The following is a 20,604-nucleotide window of genomic DNA, read 5'->3' as shown; positions in this document are numbered from 1 at the left end:
TCAAAACCATGACGCAGATCCGCGTCGCAACAGGAGGACGTCCCATGTTCTCACGGAGAGATCTCATGGCGGCAACAGCATCGGGCATCGTGATGACCGCCGCAGCATCCGCACAGGCCGCGACATTCGGCAATCCGGATCTGCCGCCGCAGGGCGCGATCAACGCCAAGGGGCCGAACAATCTGAGCGATCCCGGCCCGCAGAATTCCGTCATCGCCGGCCAGTTTCCATCCTCGCAATTGCCGCCTGCGACCGATATCGGCGGCATGGCCCTGCCCTGGGCCACGTTCAACAATGCACCGCGGCGCATCCAGAACGGTGGCTGGGCACGGCAGGTGACGCAAGCAGACTTTGCGATCTCGACCACTATCTCCGGCGTCAATATGCGGCTCACCGCCGGTGGCATCCGCGAGATGCATTGGCACCAGGCCGGCGAATGGGCGATCATGACTTACGGCTCGTGCCGGGTGACCGTGCTCGACAATCAGGGCCGGCCTTATGTCGCTGATGTCAATGCGGGCGACCTCTGGTACTTCCCGTCCGGTGCGCCGCACTCGCTCCAGGGTCTCGGCCCCGATGGCTGCGAATTCGTGATCTGCTTCGATGACGGCCAGGCCAACGAATTCAATACGCTGCTGCTGTCGGACTGGATCGCGCATACGCCGCCGGAAATCCTGGCCAAGAATTTCGGCGTGCCGGTCGAAAGCTTCGCGAAAATCCCGCTGCAAAATCTCTGGATCTTCCAAGGCACGGTTCCCGGTTCGCTCGCGGCGGATCAGGCCTCGTCCTATCGCGATGCGGATGTCGCGCTCTATCCGTTCACCTATGCGCTGGGATCGTCCAAGCCGGTGAAATCGACACGCAACGGCGAGATCCGGATTGCCGACACCAGCAACTTCACCGCTTCGGCGACGATTGCGGTGGCACTGGTGACGGTGAAGCCCGGCGGCATGCGCGAGATGCACTGGCATCCGAATGCCGACGAGTGGCAGTATTATCTCGCGGGCCGCGCGCGGATGACACTGTTCAATTCCGGCCCGAACGCCACCACCATCGACTTCACATCGGGGGACGTCGGCTACGTCAAACGCAACTTCGGCCACTATATCGAGAACACCGGCGACACCGACCTGCAATTCATCGAGGTGTTCCGCACGGCGCATTACGAGGAAGTGTCGCTGTCCGACTGGCTGACCCACACGCCGCCGGCTCTCGTCGCACAACATCTCAACGTGGCACCGGAAGTCATCGCCAAATGGCCCCGCCGGGCGCCAGGCATCATGCCGGCCTGACGCTGCAAGAGCGCACGGGAGGTCTCAGGACTTCCCGTGCCTTCCGCGATCAACCGCCCGACTGTCCGTCGATTGCGACATCGACACCTTCATAGTTCTTGCCGCGAAGACTGACCTTGTCGCCGTCGAATGACAGCATCCATGTCCGCGTGCGGCCGTCCTCGCCGAGGGTCCTGCGCTCGATTTCGAACGCATGTTCGTCGAGCCACCTCCCCTTCACGGCAATAATCCCAAATGCCGTTGGCGTCCCTCTGCGATACAGTCCGTCGAGCCCGAGAGGGCCACTGATTTTCTCAGCCCCTCTCGTGGGATCGCGACTATAGATTTCGAAATCATAGTGCGGATGGGAGCCCACGAATGTCAGCGACAGCGACTTTACAGCGAGAGGATTGGGCGGAAAGGTGTAGGTCTTGCCTGATACCGCCGAGGCGATCGAAGGCGTTTCCTTAACGTCCACCTCTGCCTCCGTCGAAATGGCGCGAACAACGCTTGCGAGTCGCGCAGTGCCGGCGGGGTCCGGCTCTATTGCTATCTCGGACCTGACAGCCTTTGGGATGGCGTCCACGATGTCGGTCACCGGGCAATTGTCTCGGCCGGTCGTCACTGCAACGAGGTCCAGCGCTGGATAGACCATCACAAGCTGACAGTGCAGCCCGCTTGCCCAATAGACATTGCCGTTGGGTCGCGTCCAGAAGAAGTTCGAATAGCGAAACTCCGGAGCAAAAGAGAGCTTCATGTCCACCGTGGCGTGGCTCACTCTGTCGATCCAGACGGGCGACACCAGCGTCTTGCCCTCCCACACCCCGTTATGCAGATACAGATAGCCGAATTTCGCCATGTCGCGCGGATGCAGCGCCAGGCCGTATCCGCCCGTCGAGATGCCCTGCGGATCGCGCCGCCATTTCCACGCCGTGATGCCCAACGGACCGAACAGCTTCGCTTTCGCATAATCCTCCGCGCTCATCCCGGTCACTTTGGTCAGGATGGCCGATAGCAGATGTGCATTTCCACTATCGTAATTGAAGCCGTCTCCCGGCGAAGCAGCCATCGGACGATCGAGAATGTACTGGATCCAGTCCCGGCTCCGCTCCATGCCGGCCGTCGACTCCAATGAGCCGTTGACACCGGCCCGGCCGTCCCGCGCAAGTCCGGACGTCATGTCCAACAGACTTTGAAGCGTGATCGCCTTCTTGTTGTCATCAAGGTTAGCAGCGCTGCGCTCGCCGAAGAATGCCAGCATCCGCTGGTCCGTGCCATTCAGGAGACCATCCTGCAACGCCATCGATGTCAGCGTGCCGATGACGGCCTTGGTGACGGAATTGACCACATGCGGCAGATCGGCAGTGTAAGGCGCGTAATAGGCATCCAGAACGATCTTGCCATGACGCACGATCAGCACGCTGTCGAAATCGTTGCGGCTTCCGAGCTCCAGCAGTGCTGCGAGCGCTGCCGGGTCCACGCCCTGCTCTTCCGGCGTGGATGTCTGCCAGCCCTGGGTCGGCCACACCGGAGCCGGACCTTCGCCCGCAACCGCGCTGCCGAGGAAGGTCACAAACATGCCCAGGCCGAGCACAAGCTTCAGAACGGGAATTCGTGAAGATCGCATGAAAGCCTCGATGCGAGTTTTAACGCTGCGCGAGGACCATATCTCCAGCTACAGATTGTTCAACCGAATTGCAGCTTCATTCCGCCCGCGGACTTGCAGGTGCGCGATCGCCTAGACAGCAACAGGAACAAGCTTCGCGACGGCGCTGAGCAAATCGGTCTGGGTGATCAGCCCCTGAATCAGGCGGTCCTGATCGACGATGATGACGGCGTGCGTTCGTCCATCGGTTAGCGTCGGAAGCAAGGTCACAGCGGGTGTCTGCATCGTCGCCGTCGCTGCGGGCGACATGGATTTTCCGACATCGCCCGATTCCTTCATCAGCTCGCGGAGGCCGACCGTTCCGACGAGCTGTCCCTGCATGCCTAGGACGGGAAGCGTGCGGACATTATGCAAGAGCAGCCGCGAGCGGGCCAGTTCGGCACTATCCCGCAATCCGACCGTGACGACATCGCGCGACATGATGTCTCCGCACAGGATCGTGCCGTGCGAGCGCAACATGGCCTGCAGTTCGACCTGCCGCAGCAACGTCTCGAGATCGTCGGGGCTGATATCGAAGGTCTCGCTGAGCGCTTCCAGCGCCTTGTCGATATCTTCGGCGCGAAAGCCGACCCGCAGCTCCGGGCTGATGTCCGATGTCTGATGCGGATTTGCTGATGGCACCGGCGCCCTGTGAGGATAGGTCCGCCGCGAGATCTTGTGAAACAGATAGCCCAGCCCGACCAGAAGCACCGAGTTCAGGCCAACGGGCACGAATGGAAACAGATATCCCGACGCGGTCACGATGGGCCCGCCGATGATCGCCGTCAGCGCCGTGGCGCCGCCGGGCGGATGCAGGCAGCGCGCAAAGGACATCGCGGCGATGGCGAGCGATACACCGAAGCCGATCGCCAGGATCTGATCGGGCACCACATGCGCGACAGCAACGCCGATCAGAGCCGAGATGGTGTTACCGCCGATGATCGCCCATGGCTGGGCTAGCGGACTCGTGGGAACCGCAAACAGGAGCACAGCAGATGCGCCCAGCGGCGCCACGATCAGCGGCAGGCTGGAGCTGTCGCCCAACACAGATCGGCAGATCAGTCCCGTGAGCACGATACCCAGCAGTGCACCCAGGCAAGCAATCATGCGCTCGCCAAGCCGTGCCCCCGCCAGGATGGGGACGAACAGTCGAATACCTGTCTTGCGAGGTGCAACGTCGCTCGAAACGTTCCTTGGGTCTTCTCTTTTTGTCATTGAATCGAGACCGGCGCATGGCCCCGCCAGAATGACGGGCCCCCCTTTGACCACTATGCGCAAGCGCCTGCAATGTTGAATACGACACGCGGGCCTGACGATCGCGATCTGGCAGAGCTATCCCTGCTCGGCTACAACGGCACAGCCATTCGCCCGAACGCGCCCCATCAGGAGGGCACGACGGCGATCTCAAGGGAGGACCCATGGCCCGCATCGACTACAGCGATCCCGCCGCAGCCAGCGAACGCACCCGCGAGATCCTCGGCAAGAACCGCAATGCCAACATCTTCCTCATGATGGCGCATTCGCCCAGCTACCTCGAACAATATTGCCGGCTCGGCGGCGCCATCCGCAACAAGGGCGAGCTCGATCCCGTCATCCGCGAACTGGCAATCACCCGCACCGGCATTCTCTGCGAGGCGCCCTATGAAGTCGCCGCGCACAAGCGCATCGGCGGCTATGTGGGCGTGTCAGACGAACAGAACGCCGCGCTGGACGACTGGCAGGCGGCGAGCTGCTTCACCGACGTGCAGCGGGCGGCGCTGGCCTTCACCGATGATATCGTTGCGCTGCATCGCCCAACCGACGCGACCTTCAAGGCGATCGCAGCCAAGCTGACGCCCTGCGCGCTGGTGGAATTGCAGCTCTCGGTCGGCTTCTACATCATGACCTCGAAATTCCTCGAAAGTTTTGCTATCGACATGCAGCCCGTGTCCGAGATCGTCTGAATTCACCACTGCTTGAGCGCTCCAATTCCCTTGAGTCTCACATGTCGAAAACCACCCGCGCCACGCAGGCGCTGAGCAAGCTCGGCGCCGCGTTCACCCTGCATACCTACGATTACGACCCAGACGCCGAGAGCATCGGCCTGCAGGCAGCGGAAGCGCTCGGCATCGCACCGCAACGCATGCTGAAGACGCTGATGGCCGAGGTCGATGGCAAGCCGGTTTGTGTCGTGGTGCCCTCCGACAAGGAGGTCAGCATGAAGAAGCTGGCCGCGGCCTTTCGCGGCAAGAGCGCGAAGATGATGCGCCCGGCCGACGCCGAACGCATGACCGGTTATCACGTCGGCGGTATCAGCCCGTTCGGACAAAAGAAGCGCGTGCCCGTCGCCATGGAGCAGGCGGCATTGTCGGAAAATACGATCTATCTCAATGGCGGCCAGCGCGGGCTGCAGATCGAGATTGCGCCGGAGGCCGCGCGTGCGGCGCTGGATGCGATGGCGGCCACACTGACGGACTGATGCGCATCACCGCGGTTTGAAGTCCCTGTCGGACGGAGTGATCACGACGTGCTGTCGCAGGCGGGAACGGCGATGTAAGCTGCGCATTATCGATTTCGGACCTCAAGGGAGAATCGACATGCGCTCAATCCTGGCAGCAGCTGCACTTCTGGTCGTGATGGGCGCCACGCCCTCCATGGCCCGCGAATATCCATGGTGCTCGCGCACCTCGGCCACCGGCTTCAATCCGAGCTGTACGTTCACCTCCTATAACCAGTGCATGGCGACCGTGAGCGGCCAGCGCGGCGACTGCATGCAGAACCCGATGCTGGCCTATGGCGACCAGCGCCGCGGCAGCCGCGCGATGCGTGGCCAGCAGGACGGTTGGGACAATGGATGGAATAACGGCTGGAACAACAACTGGGATCGGCGCTGGTAGCATCATAGGCCAACGACGGATTAGCCGAAGGCGTAATCCGTCGCTGGCATTGCGGTGCCGGAGACGTGGCGGATTTCGCCTCGCTCATCCGCCCTACTTTCTCATGTCACTTCCGGCCATACGCCCATGCCGCAATCGCGATCGGCAGCCCGACGCCGAACCACGCAAAATAGCGGCCGGGATCGCCGGCGAGCAGCGCTGACAACAAGCCTGCGAGCGATAAGACGCCAATGACGATCGGCGCGCCGAACACGCGCCACCAGTTCGCTCTGTGCTGCGGCGCCTCGTTCATGACGATGGCCCAATCGCTGCCGTCACCCCGGCAGACAGCCGCGCGCCGCGCCTGACCTTGCTGCGCTTCACTGCCCACAGATACAGCCCGCTGCCGAGCACGATGATGGTGAAAACCGTGAGCAGCGCCCAGATGATCTTCAGCGGCATGCCACCATAGTCGCCGAAATGCAGCGGCTGCGAGACCAGTACCGCTTTCAGATAGGTCGGCAGCTCGCTGGTGTCAGACACCTCACCGGTCTCGCCATCGAGCAGCACAGGTTTCACCAGCCGCGAGGTCAGCGGTGTATCGCCGCGCAAAAAGACCGCGAAGTGATGCGTCGATGTGAACGGCGTGCCGGGGAATGCGATAAAGGCTGGATCCATGCCGGGCGTCGTCTTCATGGCGTTGCCCAACACCTTGTCCAGCGATGCCAACTGGTTCGGTGTCGGCTTGCCGGCATAGGGCGCGGCCATGGCAGCCAGTTCATTACGCTGCCAGATACCGAGCATGACTTCGGCATAGGCGTTGATGACGCCGGTGCCGCCGACCACCAGCGCCCAGACGATGGTGACCACGCCAAGCAGATTGTGCCAGTCGAGCCACAAGACCCGGCGCGATTTCTGTTTGCGGATCGCCGCGAAATTCAGGCGGCGCGTGAACGGCCAGTACAGCACCACGCCGGAGATGATGGCGATCATGAAGAGAAAGCCCATGACGCCCATGAACCACTTGCCGGGCAGACCGAGATACATGTCGGTATGTAGCCGCAGCATCACCAGCATCGGGCCGGTGCCGAGCAGACCCACAGGCTTCGCCGTATAAGCATCGAACGCCTTCACCACCGTAGTCTGCGGATCGGACGTCACCGACGTGTTGGAGAAGGTCGAGACCATGCCGGGCTCGTCCTTGTCCCAGGCCATGTAGAGCAAGATGTTGCCGGGATGATCCGCGATCGCCGCACGGCCGATGGCGTCCAGGCTGAGCTTCGCCGCACCGGGCGTATGCACATCCATCTTCGGCGCATAGCCGAGCGCCTCGTCGATCTCATGATGAAAGATCAACGGCAGCCCCGTGAGGCACAGCAGCAGCAGGAAGACGGTGGAGACAAGGCTGCTCCATTTGTGGATCAGCGACCAGATGCGAGCCGTACGCGCTTTCAGGGGATCGATCCTTCTTCAACTACTGAAAATGTCGTCCCCGGCGAGCCGGAGACGACATGAGCAGATCATTTTGACGTGGCGACCGTGCGGCGAGCGTGACGTATGGCGACCTATTGTCGTGCTGTCTCGCTCGCCCGTACCGTTACCACTTGTAGCCGATGCTGCCGGTCACGCGACGGCGATCGCCATAGAAGCAGGAGTTCGGATCAGAACAGCTACTGACATAGATCTCGTCCGCGACGTTCTGAAGATTGACCGCCAAGCGCCAGTTCTGCCATTCGTAGTGAACGGCAAGATCGCCGAGAACGCGCGACGGAACCGCTTGCTGATTGGCCGGATCCGCGTAGGACGCGCCAACATAGCGTACGCCGCCGCCGAAGCCGAAGCCAGCGAACGTACCTGACTGGAACGTATAGTCCGCCCAACCCGAGGCCAGCTGACGCGGCGCAGCGGTCGGGACCTTGCCGATCAACAGCGGATTGAGATCCTGACTGATGAAGAGATTATAGGACGTGAACGAGCCGACCACCTTGAAGCCCGGTGCCAGATTGGCGACGGCCTCAAGCTCGATACCCCGCGACGTTACCTCACCGAGCTGTGCAGGCAGGTTCGAATTGGGGAAGTCCGTCGAAGGTGTATTCTGCCTCTTCAGGTCGAACAGCGCCACGCCGAAATGACCGTTGAAGCCATTGGGCTGGAATTTGACGCCGACCTCGGTCTGCTGTCCGGTCTCGGGCAAGCGCAGCGCACCCGTGGAGAACACCACACCGGTAAGCGGATTGTAGCTGGTCGCGTACGATACATACGGTGCGAGACCATTGTCGAAATTATAGATTAATCCGGCGCGTCCAGTGAACTTGCTGTCTTCGCGGGTCGCGCTGGATCCTGCGCCCAGTCGGCTCACATCGTCAGTCGTGACGAAGTCGTTACGGCCGCTCAGCACGAGCGTGAAGCGATCAAGCTTGATCTGATCCTGGGCGTATATACCGAGCTGTTTCTGCGTCAGGGTACCATCGCGATATGGCATACCGGCGAATTGGGCATTCGGCGTGTAGACCGGGTTCACGACATTGATCGAGGTCGCGGGAAACAGTGAGGCCTGGAAATCGCTGATCTGGTAGTAGCGCATGTCGAGACCGAACAGCGTCGTGTGCTGTACCGCTCCGGTGTTGAAGCGATATTCGACTTGGTTGTCGAGGTTGGCCTGGTTCGCGATGCCGCGTGTAGCGAAATACAGACGCGACAGATCGCCGGTCGCGTTGGTGCCAAGCCCCTGCAGCGTCGATAGATTGACGTCCGTGTGGGCGAAACGCGCATTCTGCCGGAAGGTGACACTGTCCGACAGGCGCCGTTCGAACAGATAGCCAAGCATTTCCTGCTCACGCGTAAAGCGATCTGCACTCGGCTCGCTGGCGAAGAAGCCGGTTCCGATACGACCGTAGGGCGCGGCGACCACGGTCCCGGTATAAGGCAGGAAGCCCTGTACCCGCGAGTCGTTTTTCGAAGCAGATGCGAGAACTGTCAGCGACGTATCCGCGTCCGGCTTCCAGGTGATCGACGGCGCGATGAAGTAGTTGTTGTCGGAAATATAGTCCGTCTGCGTGTCGCCGCCTTTCACCTGCCCGACCAGTCGGGTGAAGATCTTGCCATTCTCGACCGGTGTTGCAACCGGACCGCCGACATCGAACGACAGGTAACTGTTGCCGTAATTATTGACGCCGACTTCCATATAGCGAATCGGCTCTGCCGGCGGCATCTTGCTCACTACGTTGACGATACCACCAGTGCTGCTGCCACCGTACAGCACGGACGATGGCCCGCGTAGAACCTCAACGCGCTCCATATTGAACGGTTGCAGCTTCCATGTCGCGAATGCCGTCGCGAACAACTGCATGCCGTCAAGGAACACGCTGTTGTCGTCGGCCTTGAAGCCGCGGATCAGGAACCAATCGTTGCGGGTATCGGAGCCGAACGTGCCTGCGAAAACACCGGGCGCGTAGCGCAACACTTCGTCGAGTTTGGTAGGCTTCTGATCGCGGATCTGTTCTGCGCCGATGACCGAGATCGCCTGCGGCGTTTCATTGATCGGCGTGTTGGTCTTGGTGCCGGTCGAGCTGCGGTTGGCGACATAGCCCTGGATCGGGCCGCGCGGGCTTTCCACGAACACGTTGCTGCGCAGGGGCTGCGCCACCGGACGCGGCGCGACGGCGGTGCGGGCGCGGGGCGTCCGGCTCGGTGTGGCGGCCGCGCGGCGACGCTGCTGCGGCTGGTTGACAACCACCGGCGGCAGCGGCTGCGCGCCGCTCTGCGTGGAACTGGACTGCGCCAGCGACGTATCGAGCGTGACAACGCTGAGCGCGCAGACCGACGACAGAAGTGCGAAACGCGACAAACGAATGGTGTTGTTCAAGGTGATCCCCGAAATCTCATCCGCATCGACATGGTCGATTGCGGACGCCCTCATGTGATGGATCGGGGTTAAAGGGACGGGGGCGTCACCGCCAATAGAAGCGTTCCAAACAACAAGCAATCTGCGGCAGTGTGACAACACTGCCGCAGATTTTAATGGTTCTAAATTTAGCGGCTACTTTCTCAGCGAGATCCAGCCAGGGCGCGACGATTATCTCTGCCCGGAAACATTCGGAACGCCTTCGCGCATCCGATTCTTCCGCGGTGGATAGTTACGCCGCGCGGACCGAGCGCAGGAAGTTGCCGACCTCATGCTTCAGTCGCGTGCTCTCACTCGACAGCGACTGCGCTGCGGATAGAACCTGCGACGAGGCGGAGCCTGCTTCCTCGACACCGCGCTGCACGTCGGTGATGTTCGAACTCACCTGCATCGTGCCTGCTGCGGCCTGCTGCACGTTGCGCGAAATCTCCTGCGTGGTGGCGCCCTGCTCTTCAACGGCCGATGCGATGGCGGACGCGATCTCCGACATCTGACCGATCGTCATGGAGATCTCCTTGATAGCCGACACCGAATCCTCGGTCGCCTTCTGGATGCCGCTGACCTGCTGGCTGATCTCGCCAGTGGCCTTCGCGGTCTGCTCGGCCAGCGCTTTTACTTCCGCGGCAACCACCGCAAAGCCGCGACCGGCTTCACCGGCGCGCGCGGCCTCGATGGTCGCGTTGAGCGCCAGCAGATTGGTCTGGCCCGCGATATTGTTGATCAGCTCGACCACGTCGCCGATGCGTGCCGCGGCCGTCGCCAGTTCTCCAACGCGGTTGTTGGTGTTGTCAGCCTGCGCAACGGCCTCGCTGGCAATGCGCGCGGCGCCCTGCACCTGACGGCTGATCTCGTGCACGGACGACGACATTTCCTCGGTGGCGGAGGCAACCGACTGCACATTGGTGGCAGCTTCTTCCGACGCCGCCGACACAGCGATCGCCAAAGCCTGCGAGCGATCCGATGTTGCCGTCAATGTGGTGGCCGAACCTTCCAGTTCCTTCGAGGCGGATGACACGGTCTCGACAATCTGGCCGACGGCGCCCTCGAAATCGGCGGCGAGCTTCATCATATCCGCCTTGCGCTGTTCGGCCGTGCGGCTCTCCGTAGCGATCTGCGCGACCTTCATGCGCTCGACTTCGAGGCCGTTCTCCTTGAATACACTCAGCGCCGTCATGATCTCCCCGATCTCGTCGGCGCGCTTGCTTGCCGGAACGTCGACGGTGAGGTCTCCTTTGGCGAGCTTGTTCATCGTGGCGATGCTCGCCTTCAGCGGACGCACGATGGTGCCGCGCGCAACGAAATAGCTGAGCACGATCGCCAGCAGCATGACCACAACGGTCGCATAGACGATGGTCCAGAGCGTGTCATTGGCCGTCTCGAGGAAGTCGACCTTTTTAATGCCCACATAGAGGATGCCGATCACGTTGCGGCTGGCATCGAAGATCGGATCATAGACGGTCATATACGGCTCGCCGAGGATGGCTACTTCACCACGGAACGCGGTCTTGCCGTTGAAGACCGCGTCATAGGCCGGCCCTTTCGCCAGTTGCGTGCCGATGGCACGGGTGCCATCCGGCTTCATCACATTGGTGGAGATGCGGGTATCGTTCATGAAGATCGTGGCGGTGCCGCCGACCAGCGTCTTGATCTTGTCGACCGCCGCGAAATTGCCGTTCAGCGGCTTGCCGTCGGCAAGCAGCTTGCCATCCGCGATGCTGTATTTGTCGCCGCTCTCGCGCAGCACGTTCCAGGCGACGCGCATGTTGGTCTCGACCCGCTCCGTCGCGGATTTGGCGGCGCCCTGTTCGAGCACATATTTGGCGACCAGCGTGATGCAGACGCCGAGGATGAGAATGCCGGAGACCGTCATCAACATGATGCGCGGGCCAAGACCGAGACCCCGGCGGCGGCCGGGTTTGGGTTGAGAGGCGGACAACGGCATTACGATCTCCTGTCGCGCCGACCCCTCGGTCGTGCGCTCAAAGCCGAACGGCTCCAGACACACTCACTGCACAACGTCGACGAGGTATCCGGACCCGCAATTCAAGAAACAAGTTCCATCATAGCGATTCAGTTCTATCGGCTAGCCGTTCGAAAGCGGTTAATGTTCGCCTGGCGGAAAAGGTATAATCGTCTGATTTTGCGTGTTTTTCGGCATCTGAATACCTGAATCGAGGCTCATTCCTGGCGTCCATTCGACGCATCTACCGATGCGCGCTCCGCTGCCGCGCATGGTGCCCGCGCGCCAGCATGACTTGTGCCACCCGGCGAACTGCCGCCTATGAAAGGCTGCATTGACCATCGAGCCGATGACCCCTTCCGCTCCGCCGCGACAAACGATCGTCGGCTGGTTCGCCAACCAGCCTTATCTCCTGCTCAGCCTCACTTCGCTGTTCTGGGCCGGGAACATCGTGCTCGGCCGCTATGTCGCCGGCCACGTCCCACCGGTGACGCTGGCCTGCGTGCGCTGGATCGGGGCCTTTTTCCTGTTGCTGCCCTTCGCCTGGACGCATCTGCGCACGGACTGGCCGGTCCTCCGCGCGCAGCTTTCTCTCATGACCATGCTGGCGCTGACCGGCTTCGCTGCCAATACGGTACTGGCCTATTGGGGCCTGAAATACACGCAGGCCCTGAATGCGCTGCTGATCCAGTCGTCGGGCCCGCTCTGCGTCGCGCTGTGGACGCTGATCCTGTTCGGCGTGAGGCTGACACTGGCGCAACTGCTCGGCATCGTGGTCTCCATGGCCGGCGTGCTGATCATCATCCTGCGCGGCGATCTGACCGCACTGGCCAGTATCCAGATCAACAAGGGCGATGCGATGCTGTTCGCAGCGCTGCTGGTGTTCGGCATCTATTCGGCGCTCATGCTGCGGCGACCGGTGACCCACCCGATGTCGCTGATTGCTTTCACCACCGCCGGCGGCGCGATCCTGACCCTGCCGATCAGCATTTGGGAACTCAACTCGGGCTCGCCGCTGATCTTCGACACCGTGACGCTGCTGACGCTCGCCTATGCCATGATCTTTCCGTCCGCGCTGGCCTATCTGTTCTTCAACCGCGGCATCGCGCTGATCGGCCCCAATCGGGCGGCACCATTTCTGCATCTCATGCCGGTGTTCGGCTCGGTATTAGCGATCGCATTTCTCGGCGAGCAGCCGCAACTGTTTCACCTCGTCGGCTATGTGCTGGTGCTGTCGGGCGTATTCATCGCATCACGGCGATAGACTGAACATCCGGTCCGGCCAGCCAGACATCGGGAGTAGAAACATCTCATGACCGTTTTCTCGCTCGCCCACCTCACCGTGCTATCGCTGGCGCCGCCAGAGATGATCGACGTTGCCGCGCGCTGCGGCTACCGGAGTGTCGGACTGAGACTGATCGCCGTGACCGCGGAAAGCCCCGGCTACCCGCTGATGAACGACAAGGCGATGATGCGGCAAACCAAGGCGCGTCTCGCTGACACCGGACTGCACGTGCTCGATATTGAACTCGTCAAGATCACGCCCGGGATCGACGTCGCGGCGCTTGAGCCGATGCTCACCGCCGGCGCGGAGCTCGGAGCCCGCCATGTCATCGTCGCGCCCTATGATCCCGACTTGTCCCGCCTCGCCGACCAACTGGCGGCCATCGCCGATCTTGCGGCGCGATACGGCATCATGCCGGTGATGGAGTTCTTTCCCTGGACCAATGTGTCGAACCTGCACAAGGCGCGCGCCATCGTCGAGACCGCAGGCCGCGCCAATGCGGGTATCCTTGTCGATACGCTGCATTTCGACCGCTCCGACAGCAGCCTCGCCGAACTCGACGACATGCCATCGCGCTTGCTGCCGTTTTTCCATTTTTGCGATGCTCCGGCGGAGAAGCCTGGCACGGTTGAAGGACTGCTGCACACCGCGCGCGCTGAACGGCTGCCACCCGGCGACGGCGGCATCGACCTCTGCGCCATCGCCGCGCACCTGCCGAAGCATATTCCGGTCGCGCTCGAAGTGCCGATGGATGCGCTGACCCGGGAGCGCGGCCCCGAAGAAGTCGCGCGCCGCGCAATCGCCGGCGCGAAGCGCCTGCTGGGAGATTGAGAATCTGGCGAGTAATCTACGCGCACATGCCACCGCCCGGCACAGCACCTGTCCCGCGCGCGTTATGCCAACGTATGAACGATAACCGGGCCGGCTATCGCTGTGGCTGGTCCAATCAGCAAGGGCGCCAGATTCTGTTCGCTCCACGCGAGCCCGCGTCGGTTCGACTCCTCGGCGCCCGCGAAATTATTGAAGATGCTGATCGCCGTCACCGTATCGTCGGACGCATAGACCACATAATAGGCCATGAAACCTTCGACATCACTGATGATCGGAATGGCACCTTCCTTGATCCTGCGCGTCAGTTCCTCAGCCATGCCGGTCTTTGCCTTGCTCTGACGAATGGCAGCATACATGGGACGCTCCTTCACCCGTAAGCTGCCCGCATCGCACCTGCCGCGATCATGCATCGCACACACTCATCATCGGCGGGACGAGCAGCAGGGTTTCCCGCGCATGGAACCTACGCCATCCCGCGCAACGACGCCATCTGACGCGTCCCCACCACTACGCGCCTCCGATCAATATGCCCACCGCCAGAACGATGACGCCGCCAAGCACCACCTGAAAGACGGCCTGCAGGAACGGCGTATCCATATAGCGCGCCCTGATATAGGCGATGGCCCAGAGTTCGAAAAAAACGACAACACCCGCGATGGCCGTCGCGATCCAGAATGCATTCGGCCAACTGTCCGGCACGAGATAAGGCAGAGTATGGCCGAGACCGCCCAGCGTCGTCATCAGCCCGCAGATGCCGCCACGTAGCCACGGCGAGCCGCGTCCGGTCATGGAGCCATCGTCCGACAGTGCTTCGGCGAAACCCATGCTGATGCCGGCGCCGATCGATGCGGCGAGGCCAACAAGAAATGTCTGCCAGTTGTGATGTGTTGCAAACGCGGCCGCAAACAGCGGCGCCAGCGTGGATACGGAGCCGTCCATCAAGCCCGCAAGACCTGGCTGAACATATTGCAGGACGAACATCCGGTGGCGAGTGGTGTCCTCCATCGTGCGAACGTCGGACGTCAGGATGGCATCCGATAATTTGGCCGCGAGATGCTCGTGTCCTTTTTCCAGCTCGGCCAGATCGCCCAGCAACTTGCGAACGCCGACATCCGTCGCCTGCTCGGCGGCCCTGGCGTAAAAGCGCTCGGCCTCGAACTCCATCCTCTCGGCCTCCTTGCGGATGGTGTCGAGCGACAGGTTACGCGTGAGCCAGATTGGTCGGCGGCGGATGAAGCCCTTCACGTCTTCGCGCCGGATCGGCGGAAGGTTCGGTCCGAAGCGCTCCTCATACATCTGCAACAGCAGATGCCGATGGCCCTTTTCCTCTTCGGCCATCTCGCTGAAGACTTTCGCGGAATCGGGATAGCGCTCTGCCAGATCCTCGGCGAAGCTGAGATAGATCCGGCTGTCCTCTTCCTCGCTGGAGATCGCAACCGCCAGCACCTCGCGTTCGGTGAGCTCCGAAAACGCCTTCATATCAATGCCTTACATAATTTAGAATTGTTCTAATTTATATAGGGGCTGCTTTGCATTTGTCAAAGAGCTTTGCGCCTGCGCGGCGCTGAACCTGTCGCTGGTCGGGAAGCAGTAGCGGGGGCGAGAAGGACCGCGACGAAACGATCGCGCGTGCTCCGGAGCTCGCCCCGGCATTCGCACCGACCCCGACGCTGAGATGCTGCGGATCAGCGGCCGTCTGTAAATGCTGTCGCTCACGAACGCGATAAGGTCGCCCCGGTGTTACGACGTCGATGCATGGCCTACACCATCGACAGCGCGCCAACCTGAACGGCATACCTTTCCGCTTCCGTGCGTCACCGACCTCCGCTAGTTTGCCCGCAACAAATATGGGCTACCGAAGCCGATTCAGGGAGAAAAGCGGAATGCACGGACTTTCAATTCTTCGCGGTGTAGCGAGCGCATCGTTTATCGGAGCGCTGCTGTTGGCGACCCCGGCCGCCATCGCACAGACTGCGAACTATCCAAACCGGGCGATCACGCTGGTGCTCCCGTTCGCCGCCGGCAGCGGCACTGACACCACGACGCGCCTGATTGCCAAGGAGCTTGGCACCGCACTGAACGCCAACACCGTGATCGACAACAAGGCCGGCGCCAATGGCTCGATCGCCGCCAGTTTCGTCGCCCGCGCTCCCGCCGACGGCTACACGCTGTTCGTGACGACCAACACGACGCATTCGGCCAATCCCTATCTGCTCAAGACCATGAGCTATGATCCGATCAAGGATTTCACCCCGATCGCGCGGACCGGCGACCTGCCCTTCATGCTGGTGATCAATCCCGAGATTCCGGCCAACTCGGTCGAGGAGCTGGTCGCACTGGCCAAAAAGGAGCCGGGCAAGTACTCCTACGCATCAGGCAGTTCGTCGGCGATCGTCTCGGGCGCGACCTTTGCCCGTCTCGCCGGGCTCGATCTCCTGCACGTGCCTTATAAGAGCTCACCACCCGCACTCACCGATGTCATCGCCGGCCGCGTCAGCATGATGTTCGTCGACGTGCCCACCGGCTTGCCGCACGTCAACGCCAAGGCGCTGAAGTCGCTTGCGGTGACCACGAAATATCGCTCCAAGCTTCTGCCTGACCTTCCGACCATGGACGAGGCCGGCGTGAAGGGCTTCGACATCACCTCGTGGCAGGGCTATCTCGGCCCGGCCAACATGCCGAAGGACATCGTCGTCAAGCTCAACACCGAAATCCGCAAGATCGTCGAACGCCCCGAAATCCAGAAAGACCTCGCCAACCGCGGCATGGAAGCCTTCTCCGGTACGCCGGAAGAATTCGACGCCTTCCTGAAGGATCAGCTCAAGGTGTGGGAAAAGCTGATCACGGACGCGGGGATCGAGAAGCAGTAATTAGGGATCGGCCTCTCAACTGTCGTCCCCGCGAAGGCGGGGACCAATAGCCTCCGTCCTATCAAAAGAAGCTCGGCGCCAGCAATGCAGCGTCGACGCACTGACCGTGGTTATGGGTCCCCGCCTGCGCGGGGACGACGACTGAGGGGGGGCCGGCGGCATGTACTACGTCTACATTCTCGCCAGCAGTCGTCATGGTACGCTGTATATTGGCGTAACTAATAATATAGCTCGGCGAATAATGGAGCACCGGACGGGAAAGGGTTCGAAGTTCGCTCGGGAGTACAAGATTTTCCGGTTGGTCTATGTCGAGAGCTACGACCAACCCAGCGATGCCATCACGCGTGAAAAGCAGCTCAAGAGGTGGAATCGTGACTGGAAGATCCGGCTGATCGAGACGGACAATCCCGAATGGAGCGACCTGTCGTCGCTGCTGGCGAATGGCTCGTAACTCGGCCGTGACCTTTCAGCGGGTCGTCCCCGCGCAGGCGGGGACCCATAGCCTCAGTCGCATCAAGAGAAGCTCGGCGCTGGCAATGCGGCGTCGAAGCACTGACCGTGGTTATGGGTCCCCGCCTGCGCGGGGACGACCGGAGAGACCTGAGCAGGATGACGATAGCGGTAGCCTAACCCGCAGGCTCGGCGACTGCATGTCGCAGGGTTTTCCCCTCTCGTCATTTTCTTGTCACGGAACTGTCAGCGCAGCGTAACGCCCGCGCCTCAGAACACGCCGCATGGTCACCACAAAGGAGACAACCATGCGCAGCACATTCCTCTGCTCCGTCGCTTCCCTCGTCATGCTTTCTTCCGCAGCCTTTGCGCAGTCGGAAGGCGAATTTCCAGCCAAGCTCGCCGGCCATGCCGTGCTGCCGGCGACGTCGACCATCGACGCGCCCGCGGACGCGCCGAACGACCTGAAGACTTCGGGCAAATACACCACCGGCAAGCGCGTCGAAGCGCTCGGCACCGTGATGGGCAAGTCCTATGAGCGCGCCACCGGCATCTCGCTGCCGATGAAGGGCCAGCCGCTGCAGGGCCATTCCGGCATCAAGGTGATGCCCGACGGTTCGTTCTGGGTGCTGACCGACAATGGCGCCGGCTCGCGCTACAATTCGGCCGACTACATGATCTATCTCAATCACCACAAGATTGACTGGAAGAACGGCAAGGTCGAGCGTCAGGCCACCGTGTTCCTGCACGATCCCGACAAGAAGGTGCCGTTCCGCATCGTCCATGAAGACACCGCCAAGCGCTACCTGACCGGCGCCGATGTCGACACCGAAGGCTTCCAGATCGTCGGCGACAATTTCTGGATCGGCGAGGAATTCGGCCCCTACATCATCAAGGCCGACAAGACCGGCAAGGTGCTGGCTGTGTTCGACACCGTCGCCGACGGCAAGCCGGTGCGTTCGCCGGACCATTGGTCGGTGCAGTCGCCGGGCGCGCCGGGCGCCACCTACACCACCGTCAACCTGCGCCGCTCCAAGGGCTATGAAGGCTTCGCCTCCTCCAAGGATGGCAAGTTCCTCTACGGCCTGCTCGAAGGCCCGATCTGGGATGCCGAAAAGAAGGACTGGGAAAAGGTCGACGGCAAGGAAGCCTCGCGCATCCTGGAATTCGACGTCGCCAACGAAAAGTTCACCGGTCGCTACTGGCAGTACGTGTTCGAACAGAACGGCAATGCCATCGGCGACTTCAACATGATCACCGCCGACAACGGCCTGATCATCGAGCGCGACAACGGCGAAGGCACCAAGGACAAGGCCTGCGCCGACGGCAAGCGCGGTGAAGACTGCTTCCCGGATCTCGCCAAGTTCAAGAAGGTCTACAAGATCGAACTGAACGACGCCAATGTCGGCAAGCCCGTTCGCAAGATCGGCTTCATCGACCTGATGAAGATCCAAGACCCGAACAAGCTGGCCCGCAAGCCGCTGAACGACGGCGTGCTGACCTTCCCGTTCTTCACCATCGAGAATGTCGACCAGGTTGATGCCACGCACATCATCGTCGGCAACGACAACAACCTGCCGTTCTCGTCGAGCCGCGAACCGAACAAGGCCGACGACAACGAGTTCGTGCTGCTCGAAGTCGCCGACTTCCTGAAGGCGAAGTAAGCAACGCGAGCAGGCACTCGCCTGAAACGACGAAAGCCCTCCCGCAAGGGAGGGCTTTTTGCGTTCGAGCTTGATCTACTTTCCTCTCCCACAAGGGGAGAGGGGAAGAAGTGCCTCTACGCAGCACGCACCTTGGTCAGGAACTCGTCCACTGCCGTCCGCAACATGCCGGACTGGGTATCGAGCTCCCTGGCATTCGACAACACCTGCGAGGCCGCCGTCCCGGTCGCTTCTGCTGCGCTGCTGACGCCCCCGATATGTTCGCTGATCTCACTGGAGCCCGCCGCGACCGACTGAATGTTGCGCGCGATTTCCCGCGTAGCCTCGCCCTGCTCCTGGACGGCCGTGGAGATACTGGTGGTGATCTCGCTCATCTGCGCGATCGTGCCGGTAATGGCGCTGATCGAAAGCACGGCTTCGCTGGTGGACGCCTGCATGGCGGCAACCTGGGCGGAGATCTCTTCGGTGGCCTTGGCGGTTTGGCTGGCCAGCGCCTTCACTTCAGAGGCGACCACCGCAAAGCCGCGGCCGGACTCGCCGGCGCGCGCCGCTTCGATAGTCGCATTCAGCGCGAGCAGATTGGTCTGGGAGGCGATGCTGTGGATCAACTGAACCACTTCGCCGATCTTCTCCGCGCCGCTGGACAGCAGCTGAACGGTCGCATTGGTGCGTTCCGCATCGCCGACTGCTTTGCTGGCAATTTGGCTCGACTGCGAGACCTGCCGCAAGACTTCGCTGACCGAAGCCGACAATTCCTCGGCAGCGGCTGCAACCGTGCTGACATTGTCAGACGACCGCTCCGACGCGGCGCCAACCGTCGACGCACGCGAACTGGCATCGCTGGCGGTCGCCGTCATGGATTGCGCGGTAGTCTGCATCCCTGCCGCTGCCGTCGATACCGAGCGAACGATCCCGTTGACGCTGCGTTCGAAATCATCGGCGATGCTCTCCATGGCCGAACGCCGCTCGGCAGACGCGCGCGCCTGCGACTCGGCCTCGATCTTGTCGAGCCCGCGAATCCGGACGGCATTGTCCTTGAAGACCTGGACGGTCGATGCCATCGCACCGATCTCATCGCCGCGCCCGGTCCCGGGAATGTCGTCTTCAAGCGCTCCATCGGCTAGCGTGCGCATCCGCGCACCGAGCTGACCGAGCGGGCGGCTGATGCTGCGACCGATCATCCAGGCGATGCCGCCCGCGACCGCACCAATGGCAAGGATCGCCAAACCGAGCGCCCAGACGATCGGCTTCAACCTGGCGTCGAGATCTTCCAGATAGGCTCCGGCGCCCACATACATGTTCCATCCGGGGATCGCAGCGGCATAGGCAACCTTGCGCAGCGGCTCCGTCTGGCCAGGTTTGACGTAGTCATAAAACATCGTGTGCTCGCCTTTAGCAGCAACACTGTCGCGCCACTCGCGACCGATCGCCTTGCCATTGGTCACCACATCGAGGCGGTTCTGACCGATCTGCTTGGCATCCGGCGACAACACCGTCACGCCGTCCATCATGGAGCCAAACAGGTAGCCCGCGCCGTTGTCGTAGGTCATCGTATTTGCACGACGACCGAATTCAGCCATCGCGGCTTCCTTGGTGAGCTGGCCGGCGTCGACTTGCTTTTGCAGTCCGATCGCCACGCTGCGCGCGGCATCGACGAAGTGGCGAAGCTCCTCGATCCTTGAGGTCATCATCTCGCGCTGAACGAAATATCCCGCGAGAACGCCGGACGCGCACAGACCAAGCAACATGACACCCACCAGAATACCTAGCTTGGGCGTGATCGTCAGATTACTTATCTTCACAATGAGTTCTCCAAAAAAGGTCGCGGGGGCAAATACCAATTGAGGAGAAGAATACCGAACAGACCTT

Annotated in this window: 18 protein-coding genes; 9 read left to right on the top strand and 9 right to left on the bottom strand. The window is 61.6% G+C overall.

The window, feature by feature from the left end:
• Positions 1-44: 44 nt before the first annotated feature.
• Entirely contained in the window at positions 45-1,292 is a 1,248-nt protein-coding gene (locus tag RSO67_RS24185) for a cupin domain-containing protein (RefSeq protein WP_315840900.1), read from the top strand.
• Positions 1,293-1,341: 49 nt separating this feature from the next.
• On the opposite strand, the gene RSO67_RS24180 is transcribed toward RSO67_RS24185, so the two are convergent.
• Both RSO67_RS24180 and RSO67_RS24175 read right to left on the bottom strand, forming a co-directional pair.
• Positions 1,342-2,898: a serine hydrolase gene (locus RSO67_RS24180; protein WP_315840899.1), complete on the bottom strand. Its 1,557-nt coding sequence runs from the start codon at positions 2,896-2,898 to the stop codon at positions 1,342-1,344.
• 111 nt (positions 2,899-3,009) lie between these two features.
• Positions 3,010-4,131, bottom strand: coding sequence for an HPP family protein (locus RSO67_RS24175; RefSeq protein ID WP_410001776.1), 1,122 nt, complete (start codon positions 4,129-4,131; stop codon positions 3,010-3,012).
• 203 nt (positions 4,132-4,334) lie between these two features.
• Here RSO67_RS24175 and RSO67_RS24170 point away from each other — a divergent pair, with 203 nt between their 5' ends.
• The 3 genes from RSO67_RS24170 (at position 4,335) to RSO67_RS24160 (ending at position 5,792) form a co-directional block, all read left to right on the top strand.
• Positions 4,335-4,859 carry a carboxymuconolactone decarboxylase family protein gene (locus tag RSO67_RS24170; protein ID WP_315840897.1) on the top strand — a complete coding sequence of 175 codons (525 nt, stop codon included), beginning with the start codon at positions 4,335-4,337 and terminating at the stop codon, positions 4,857-4,859.
• A 41-nt stretch (positions 4,860-4,900) separates the two neighbouring features.
• The gene (ybaK, locus tag RSO67_RS24165) at positions 4,901-5,374 is read left to right on the top strand and encodes a Cys-tRNA(Pro) deacylase (protein WP_315840896.1); all 474 of its coding nucleotides are present in this window, start codon (positions 4,901-4,903) and stop codon (positions 5,372-5,374) included.
• Positions 5,375-5,492: 118 nt separating this feature from the next.
• Positions 5,493-5,792, top strand: a complete 300-nt coding sequence (locus tag RSO67_RS24160; protein ID WP_315840895.1) for a DUF3551 domain-containing protein — start codon at positions 5,493-5,495, stop codon at positions 5,790-5,792.
• Positions 5,793-5,898: 106 nt separating this feature from the next.
• On the opposite strand, the gene RSO67_RS24155 is transcribed toward RSO67_RS24160, so the two are convergent.
• The 4 genes from RSO67_RS24155 to RSO67_RS24140 form a co-directional block, all read right to left on the bottom strand.
• Positions 5,899-6,084: a hypothetical protein gene (locus RSO67_RS24155; RefSeq protein ID WP_315840894.1), complete on the bottom strand. Its 186-nt coding sequence runs from the start codon at positions 6,082-6,084 to the stop codon at positions 5,899-5,901.
• Positions 6,081-7,193 (bottom strand): PepSY-associated TM helix domain-containing protein, encoded by a 1,113-nt coding sequence (locus RSO67_RS24150; RefSeq protein WP_315844345.1) that lies wholly within the window; start codon positions 7,191-7,193, stop codon positions 6,081-6,083. Before RSO67_RS24150 ends, RSO67_RS24155 begins: the two co-directional genes overlap by 4 nt.
• Before the next feature lie 175 nt (positions 7,194-7,368).
• A complete protein-coding gene (locus RSO67_RS24145) occupies positions 7,369-9,690 on the bottom strand; it encodes a TonB-dependent siderophore receptor (RefSeq protein ID WP_315840893.1) in 2,322 nt (773 codons plus the stop codon).
• Positions 9,691-9,907: 217 nt separating this feature from the next.
• Positions 9,908-11,617 carry a methyl-accepting chemotaxis protein gene (locus RSO67_RS24140; protein WP_315840892.1) on the bottom strand — a complete coding sequence of 570 codons (1,710 nt, stop codon included), beginning with the start codon at positions 11,615-11,617 and terminating at the stop codon, positions 9,908-9,910.
• A gap of 367 nt (positions 11,618-11,984) precedes the next feature.
• Here RSO67_RS24140 and RSO67_RS24135 point away from each other — a divergent pair, with 367 nt between their 5' ends.
• Positions 11,985-12,899 (top strand): DMT family transporter, encoded by a 915-nt coding sequence (locus tag RSO67_RS24135; protein ID WP_315840891.1) that lies wholly within the window; start codon positions 11,985-11,987, stop codon positions 12,897-12,899.
• Positions 12,900-12,947: 48 nt separating this feature from the next.
• Complete coding sequence (locus RSO67_RS24130; protein WP_315840890.1) at positions 12,948-13,751, top strand: sugar phosphate isomerase/epimerase family protein; 804 nt, start codon at positions 12,948-12,950, stop codon at positions 13,749-13,751.
• 62 nt (positions 13,752-13,813) lie between these two features.
• Here RSO67_RS24130 and RSO67_RS24125 read toward each other — a convergent pair whose 3' ends face one another.
• Both RSO67_RS24125 and mbfA read right to left on the bottom strand, forming a co-directional pair.
• On the bottom strand, positions 13,814-14,107 hold the full coding sequence (locus RSO67_RS24125; protein WP_089263582.1) for an antibiotic biosynthesis monooxygenase: 294 nt from the start codon (positions 14,105-14,107) through the stop codon (positions 13,814-13,816).
• A gap of 151 nt (positions 14,108-14,258) precedes the next feature.
• Entirely contained in the window at positions 14,259-15,230 is a 972-nt protein-coding gene (mbfA, locus tag RSO67_RS24120; protein WP_315840889.1) for an iron exporter MbfA, read from the bottom strand.
• A gap of 404 nt (positions 15,231-15,634) precedes the next feature.
• Between mbfA and RSO67_RS24115 the strand changes: the two genes are divergently transcribed.
• The 3 genes from RSO67_RS24115 to RSO67_RS24105 all read left to right on the top strand — a co-directional run bounded on the left by RSO67_RS24115 (position 15,635) and on the right by RSO67_RS24105 (position 18,735).
• Complete coding sequence (locus RSO67_RS24115; protein WP_315840888.1) at positions 15,635-16,621, top strand: tripartite tricarboxylate transporter substrate binding protein; 987 nt, start codon at positions 15,635-15,637, stop codon at positions 16,619-16,621.
• Positions 16,622-16,781: 160 nt separating this feature from the next.
• Entirely contained in the window at positions 16,782-17,072 is a 291-nt protein-coding gene (locus RSO67_RS24110) for a GIY-YIG nuclease family protein (protein WP_315840887.1), read from the top strand.
• Positions 17,073-17,379: 307 nt separating this feature from the next.
• Entirely contained in the window at positions 17,380-18,735 is a 1,356-nt protein-coding gene (locus tag RSO67_RS24105) for an esterase-like activity of phytase family protein (protein WP_315840886.1), read from the top strand.
• Positions 18,736-18,851: 116 nt separating this feature from the next.
• On the opposite strand, the gene RSO67_RS24100 is transcribed toward RSO67_RS24105, so the two are convergent.
• Positions 18,852-20,537 carry a methyl-accepting chemotaxis protein gene (locus RSO67_RS24100; protein WP_315840885.1) on the bottom strand — a complete coding sequence of 562 codons (1,686 nt, stop codon included), beginning with the start codon at positions 20,535-20,537 and terminating at the stop codon, positions 18,852-18,854.
• Between the last annotated feature and the right edge of the window lie 67 nt (positions 20,538-20,604).

Origin of the sequence: Tardiphaga sp. 709 (assembly GCF_032401055.1) — a bacterium.
GTDB lineage: Bacteria > Pseudomonadota > Alphaproteobacteria > Rhizobiales > Xanthobacteraceae > Tardiphaga.
This window is presented reverse-complemented; position numbering and strand designations above follow the sequence as displayed.

Excerpts from the sequence above, each read along its gene's own strand:
- RSO67_RS24185 (WP_315840900.1), top strand. The coding sequence starts at position 45 with ATGTTCTCACGGAGAGATCTCATGGCGGCAACAGCATCGGGCATCGTG.
- RSO67_RS24180 (WP_315840899.1), bottom strand. The coding sequence starts at position 2,898 with ATGCGATCTTCACGAATTCCCGTTCTGAAGCTTGTGCTCGGCCTGGGC.
- RSO67_RS24175 (WP_410001776.1), bottom strand. The coding sequence starts at position 4,131 with ATGACAAAAAGAGAAGACCCAAGGAACGTTTCGAGCGACGTTGCACCT.
- RSO67_RS24170 (WP_315840897.1), top strand. The coding sequence starts at position 4,335 with ATGGCCCGCATCGACTACAGCGATCCCGCCGCAGCCAGCGAACGCACC.
- ybaK (WP_315840896.1), top strand. The coding sequence starts at position 4,901 with ATGTCGAAAACCACCCGCGCCACGCAGGCGCTGAGCAAGCTCGGCGCC.
- RSO67_RS24160 (WP_315840895.1), top strand. The coding sequence starts at position 5,493 with ATGCGCTCAATCCTGGCAGCAGCTGCACTTCTGGTCGTGATGGGCGCC.
- RSO67_RS24155 (WP_315840894.1), bottom strand. The coding sequence starts at position 6,084 with ATGAACGAGGCGCCGCAGCACAGAGCGAACTGGTGGCGCGTGTTCGGC.
- RSO67_RS24145 (WP_315840893.1), bottom strand. The coding sequence starts at position 9,690 with ATGAGGGCGTCCGCAATCGACCATGTCGATGCGGATGAGATTTCGGGG.
- RSO67_RS24140 (WP_315840892.1), bottom strand. The coding sequence starts at position 11,617 with ATGCCGTTGTCCGCCTCTCAACCCAAACCCGGCCGCCGCCGGGGTCTC.
- RSO67_RS24135 (WP_315840891.1), top strand. The coding sequence starts at position 11,985 with ATGACCCCTTCCGCTCCGCCGCGACAAACGATCGTCGGCTGGTTCGCC.
- RSO67_RS24130 (WP_315840890.1), top strand. The coding sequence starts at position 12,948 with ATGACCGTTTTCTCGCTCGCCCACCTCACCGTGCTATCGCTGGCGCCG.
- RSO67_RS24125 (WP_089263582.1), bottom strand. The coding sequence starts at position 14,107 with ATGTATGCTGCCATTCGTCAGAGCAAGGCAAAGACCGGCATGGCTGAG.
- mbfA (WP_315840889.1), bottom strand. The coding sequence starts at position 15,230 with ATGAAGGCGTTTTCGGAGCTCACCGAACGCGAGGTGCTGGCGGTTGCG.
- RSO67_RS24115 (WP_315840888.1), top strand. The coding sequence starts at position 15,635 with ATGCACGGACTTTCAATTCTTCGCGGTGTAGCGAGCGCATCGTTTATC.
- RSO67_RS24110 (WP_315840887.1), top strand. The coding sequence starts at position 16,782 with ATGTACTACGTCTACATTCTCGCCAGCAGTCGTCATGGTACGCTGTAT.
- RSO67_RS24105 (WP_315840886.1), top strand. The coding sequence starts at position 17,380 with ATGCGCAGCACATTCCTCTGCTCCGTCGCTTCCCTCGTCATGCTTTCT.